The sequence below is a fragment of the Streptomyces sp. NPDC059900 genome (genome assembly GCF_050270335.1).
Taxonomy (GTDB): Bacteria; Actinomycetota; Actinomycetes; order Streptomycetales; family Streptomycetaceae; genus Streptomyces.
This window is the reverse complement of the sequence record NZ_JBNNJZ010000548.1, coordinates 1-5,332: the sequence shown is the minus strand read 5'-3', so window position 1 is coordinate 5,332 and position 5,332 is coordinate 1. Positions and strand designations below refer to the sequence as shown.

Here is a 5,332-nt window from a genome sequence, read left to right as displayed (position 1 = left end):
GAACAACACCAAACGAAAATTGCCGGGCATCTCGATCTCCGGCACCACACGCACGCCGCGGGCCGCCGCGTAGCTCACCAGGGTGCGCAGCTCCTGTTTGGTGTACGTCCCCGAGTGCGGAACGCCGTCGAAGCGTGCGGCGCCCTGGCCCGGCGGTGTGGTCATCGACTGGCTGCGGTGGGCGCCGACCGAGCTCAGGCGCGGGTAGGCGTCGACCGGCATGCGCCAGCCCTGGTCGTCGGTGAGGTGCAGGTGCAGGGTGTTGAGTTTGTGGAAGGCGAGGAGGTCCACGTATCTGAGGAGGTAGGAGACGGGCTGGAAGTGCCTGGCGACATCGAGCATCGCGCCGCGCCAGGGGTGGCGCGGTACGTCGCTGATCTCGACGCAGGGCAGCTCGAAGGAGCCGTCCGGCGAGCGGCCGGACAGGGCCCGGGCGGGCAGCAGTTGACGGATCGTCTGAACGGCGCGGAGCAGGCCGGTGAGCTGCCGGGCCCGCAGCACCACGGTTCGGGGGCCGATGGTGATCCCGTATCCCTCCTCGCCGAGACCGCTCAGGCGGCTGTCGAGGGCCAGCACGAGCTGTCCGTCGGCGGCGGGAGCCAGCGGCAGTCCGGTGGCCGGTGTCAGCAGGGTGCGCAGGAGATCGGCTGCCGGGCGGGTGCCGGGCTGGGACCGCACGGTCGTATGCCGGTCGAGGAGGAAGCGGCCGGGGCGCAGGGAGACTTTGCGGGGGCGGGGCACGAGGGAGCGTTCGGGGTGGGATGCGGACATGCTGGCAGGCCTCCGGGGGTGGACGTCGGTGGTTCGTGCCCGCTCCTGGCGGGTGTGCGGAGCGGGTCAGCCCTTGACGGCGCCGGCGGCGAAGCCGGAGGTGACATGGCGCTGGAGCAGCAGGAAGATCACGAGCGCGGGCAGGGCGAACAGCGTGGAGGCGGCCATGGTCGCGCCCCAGTCGGTCCCGAAGGTGTTCTGGAACGAGGAGAGCCAGACCGGCAGGGTGCGGTTGTCCTGCTCCTTGATGATCAGGAAGTTGGCGTAGGCGAATTCGTTCCACGCGGTGATGAAGCCGAAGAGGGAGGTGGCCAGGAGTCCGGGCATGAGCAGGGGCAGGGCCACCCGCCCGAAGGCCCCGGTCCGGGTGCAGCCGTCGACCTGCGCCGCCTCCTCCAGCTCGGGCGGAATGGTGGCGATGAAGCCCCGCAGCACTACGATCGTGAAGGGCAGCGTGATCATGAAGTAGACCAGCGTCAGGGTCGGCAGCCGGTCGAGCATGCCGGTGTCGCGGGAGATGATGTAGATGGGGATGATCAGCGATTCCCACGGGGCCATCTGCGCGATGAAGACCATGAGCATGAACTGCCGCCGGCCCCTCCAGCGCATCCGCGCGACGGCGAAGGCCGCCCCCAGCGCGACCACCAGCGACAGCAGTACCGCCGCGAGGGTGACCAGGACGCTGTTGCGCCAGAAGAGTTCAAAGCCGTCGGCCTGTACCGCTTTGCGGAAGTGGTCGAGTGTCCAGGTATGCGGGACGAGTTGCGGGTGGTCGGACTGGATGTCCCTCGACGGTTTGAAGGCCGTCGAGATCATCCAGTACACCGGGAACAGACACACCACGACGGTCACGCACGCGGCGAGGTTCAGCGGGATCCGGCGAACCCGGGGACGCAGAAGGGTCATTGCGATTCGTCCTCCTGACGGAACATCTGGCGGAAGTAGAGGACGAGCACCCCGGACATCAGGACCACGGTGAGCATGGATGCCGCCGAGCCCAGGTCGTAGCGCTGGCTGGAGAGTGCCGTCTGGACCGCGTACACGGGCAGGATCGTGGTGGCGTCGCCCGGGCCCCCGCGGGTCATCACCCAGATCTGGACGAACGCCTTGAACGTCCAGATCACCTCGAGCGAGAAGACGAGGACGAAGATCGGCCGGAGCATCGGGAAGGTGACCGAGCGGAAGATCCGGGCCCCCGACGCCCCGTCCAGGCGGGCGGACTCGTACAGCTCGGTAGGCACGGTGGTGAGCGCCGAGTAGAGGGTGATCGCGGCGAAGGGCACGGACTGCCAGACGATCAGTACGACGAGGATCGCGAAGGCGGCACCGCCGTTGGCGAACCACGGGTAGCGGTCGAAGGAGTCGAAGCCGAGCGAGGTCAGCAGCCAGTTGACGATGCCGAATTCGGAGTGGAACAGCCACTGGAACACGGTGGTGGCCGCCACCACGGGCATCGCCCAGGCCAGCACCAGGGCGCACAGCACCACCGTGCGGCCCGCCTTCGCCAGCCGCTCCGTCATCAGGGCGACCAGGGTGGAGATCGACATGATCAGTGCGACGTTGACGGCCATGAAGGCGAAGGTGCGGGCGACCACTTCCCAGAACCGCGGATCGGACAGCAGCGCCCGGTAGTTCCGCAGCCCCACGAACTCGGCGTCTCCGCTGATGAGTTGGCGCAGACCGAAGTCCTGCAATGAGATCAGCACGGCCCGCAGCAGCGGGTAGACCAAGAGGTAGAGCATGCCGCCGATCGCCGGTGCGATCAGGGCGTAGGGCCAGAAGCTGCGTGCGGGCCGCTGCCGGGGCGCGCGCCGCGGCGAGCGCCGGGAGAGGTCGGTCGCCGTGCGGCTCTGGGGGGTGCGTGCTGCGGACCGCTCACGGGTGGCCGGCACGGCACGTCTCCTCTCGACGGGCTCCGCGCAGCAGGGCAGGCGGAGTCATGGAGTGGGGCACGGGGGAGCGGCAGGGGTCAGGAGCGGGCGTTCATGGCCCGGGTGATGGCCGCCGATGCCTTGGCCGCCTCCTTGGCGGCGTCCCCGCCGACGAGTGCCGCGGTCATGTAGTCCTTGATCGGGTTCTCGGCCTCCACCGCGGCCCAGCCGGGGGTGTTGGGCGTCGCATGCCCGTTGGCCGCGCCCACCGCCATCGCCGAGGCGCCGGGGTCGTCGGCCACGGCCGATGCCAGCGTGGTCCGGTTGGGCACATAGCTCATGGCCACGGCCAGCTTCTTCTGCCAGGTGTCGCCGGTCAGTTCGGCGATGATGGTCAGGGCCTCGTCGGAGTCGCCCGCCGCGGCGGGGATGACCAGGTCGGAGCCGCCGGTGAAGACGGCGCCCGGCGTGTCCGCGGTCTTGCCCGGGATCGGGAAGAAGCCCAGCTTGTCCTTGAGCCCGGGGTTGTTCTCGATGACGGCGTTGGCGCCGCCCGGCGTGGAGATGACCTGGGCCACCTGCCCCTTGGCCATCACCTGGGCCTGCGGCGGATCGTCCTCGTCGGCGTCCTTGGGGCCTTTGCCAAGCGCCTGGAGGCGTGCGTAGAACTCCATGCCGCGCAGGGCCTCGGGTGTGTCGAGGGCGCCCTTCCACTTGCCGCCGGACTGGGTGGCGAAGTCGCCGCCCTCGTCCCAGATGAAGCCGCCCAGGGCGTACCACATCTGTCCGGGCAGATAGATGCCCTGTGTGCTGCCCTTGTTCAGCTTCCCGGTCGCCTTGATCCACTGTTCGCGTGTCTTGATGGCGGTGGCGTCGACGCCGGCCTTCTTGAACAGGTCGGTGCGGTAGATGACGACGCGGTTCGCCGCGTAGTAGGGGATGCCGTACTGCTTGCCCTCGTACGCACCGGGCTCGGCAAGGCCTTTGAGCCAGTGCTCGCCCTTGAGCTTCTCCTTGCTGTCGCTGAGGTCGAGCAGCCCTCCGCTGGCGGCGAACTGCGCCACCTGGGTGTTGCCCACCTCGATCACGTCCGGTGCGTCGTTGCTGGCAAGCGCGGCGGTGATCTTTTCGCCGATGCCGTCCCACTCCTGGATCTGGACCTTGACGTCGATCTTCGGGTGCTTGGCTTCGAAGCCCTTGACGAACTCCTTCTGGAAGGCGGCCGAGACGCTGTCACGCATCAGCCAGACGTCGACCGTCTTATGGCCGTCGCCGCCCTCGTCGGCGGAGCCGCCGCAGGCGCTGAGTGTGGCGGCCATGACAAGTGCGGAACTACCGGCGAGCAAGCGGTACTTCACGATTCACCTCGGAGAGAGCAAGACCTGACCACCTGACCAGTGGAGCCCACTGGTCAGCTCGTCCCTTAATGCTGGATGAAGGTGGCATAGACCAATGAGACCGTCAACCCCCTGCGCAGACACCAGAATTAGCGATCAATCCGGTCCGGAGAGCGGTTCCGCTCGCCGGACGGGCGGTTACACTGGGCTGACCAGTAGGCCAGTTCGGGCACTGGCCGCCCGAACTGGTAAGCAACTGAGATCAGTGGGGACACCATGGATGCCGATGTACCCGGGACGGTGCTCAAGCGGGAGAGGGCCCGCGACGCCGTTCTCGAGCTGATCGAGTCACGCAGCCCCGGAGATGCCATCCCCTCCGAACGCGCACTGTGCACCCTGCTCGGGGTATCGAGACCCACCGTGCGCTCGGCGGTCGACGAGCTGGTGGCCGCGGGGCTCCTGGTGCGCGAACACGGCCGCGGCATGTTCGTCGCGCCCGCGAAGATCACTCAGGAGCTGGTCTCCGGGGGCCGCGCCCTGACCGTTCCGCAGGCGGCCGGCACATGGTCGAGCCGGCTGCTGGAGTTCACCACCCAGCCGGCCGGCGCCCGGGTCGGCCGCAAACTGCGGATGTCACCCGCCGAGGAGATCCTCTACGTCGCCAGGCTGCGGCTGGTCGACGGCGCCCCGATGGCCATCGAGCATCTGCACCTCAGGGCCCGGCTGGCCCCCGGCCTCACGGCCGACGAACTGGAAAGCGGGGATCTCTACGAGCACCTGCGCGCCACCCACGGAGTGCACGTCCACGAGGCCGTCCAGGCCATCGAGCCGACCGTCGTGACCCGGGCGGAGGCCAAGCTCCTCGACGTCCCCGAACTCTCCCCGGCGCTGCTCTTCGAACGGCTGACCTCGGACACCACCGGCCGCCCCGTCGAATACGTCCACTCGCTCTACCGGGGCGATCGCTACCGCATCGTCTCCCGCCTCACCCTCGGCCCGGCAGCCACGACCGCGACCGTGGACCGGCCCGCCGGCGACGACCACCACCCGGGCATCCCGCCGGGCGACTTCACCCTGGGCGACGCGGTGACGTCGTCCACGCGGGGGGACATCCAGGAGCGGAACCCCTGAGATGAAAAGATCCGCGTCATGGACCAGCTCCCCTACTCTGCTGCCTGGTTGTCGCGATGGCGTGCGGAGATCACGGACGCGGTGAGCGCGATGACGTCGACCTTCGAGCTGACATACGGATACCCGCCGGGCCGCAACGAGATCCGCCCCGCCGACCGGGACGACCTTCGTGCCGCCCGTGAGTACGCCCGCGACATGCTGGGATCCGACGAGCTGCTGACG

At 68.8% G+C, this 5,332-nt stretch carries 5 protein-coding genes and 1 pseudogene; 2 read left to right on the top strand and 4 right to left on the bottom strand.

The window, feature by feature from the left end:
• The 4 genes from ACQKIP_RS38710 to ACQKIP_RS38695 all read right to left on the bottom strand — a co-directional run.
• A partial coding sequence (locus ACQKIP_RS38710) for a family 20 glycosylhydrolase (RefSeq protein ID WP_427745219.1) occupies positions 1-771 on the bottom strand: 771 nt, incomplete at its 3' end.
• Between the two features lie 66 nt (positions 772-837).
• Positions 838-1,677: a carbohydrate ABC transporter permease gene (locus ACQKIP_RS38705; protein WP_365856786.1), complete on the bottom strand. Its 840-nt coding sequence runs from the start codon at positions 1,675-1,677 to the stop codon at positions 838-840.
• A complete protein-coding gene (locus ACQKIP_RS38700) occupies positions 1,674-2,663 on the bottom strand; it encodes a carbohydrate ABC transporter permease (RefSeq protein WP_365856788.1) in 990 nt (329 codons plus the stop codon). Before ACQKIP_RS38700 ends, ACQKIP_RS38705 begins: the two co-directional genes overlap by 4 nt.
• 77 nt (positions 2,664-2,740) lie before the next feature.
• Positions 2,741-4,000 (bottom strand): extracellular solute-binding protein, encoded by a 1,260-nt coding sequence (locus ACQKIP_RS38695; protein WP_365856790.1) that lies wholly within the window; start codon positions 3,998-4,000, stop codon positions 2,741-2,743.
• Positions 4,001-4,255: 255 nt separating this feature from the next.
• Here ACQKIP_RS38695 and ACQKIP_RS38690 point away from each other — a divergent pair, with 255 nt between their 5' ends.
• Both ACQKIP_RS38690 and ACQKIP_RS38685 read left to right on the top strand, forming a co-directional pair.
• Positions 4,256-5,110 (top strand): GntR family transcriptional regulator, encoded by an 855-nt coding sequence (locus ACQKIP_RS38690; protein WP_365856792.1) that lies wholly within the window; start codon positions 4,256-4,258, stop codon positions 5,108-5,110.
• A gap of 18 nt (positions 5,111-5,128) precedes the next feature.
• Positions 5,129-5,332: pseudogene (locus tag ACQKIP_RS38685) on the top strand (hypothetical protein); the annotation flags it as partial.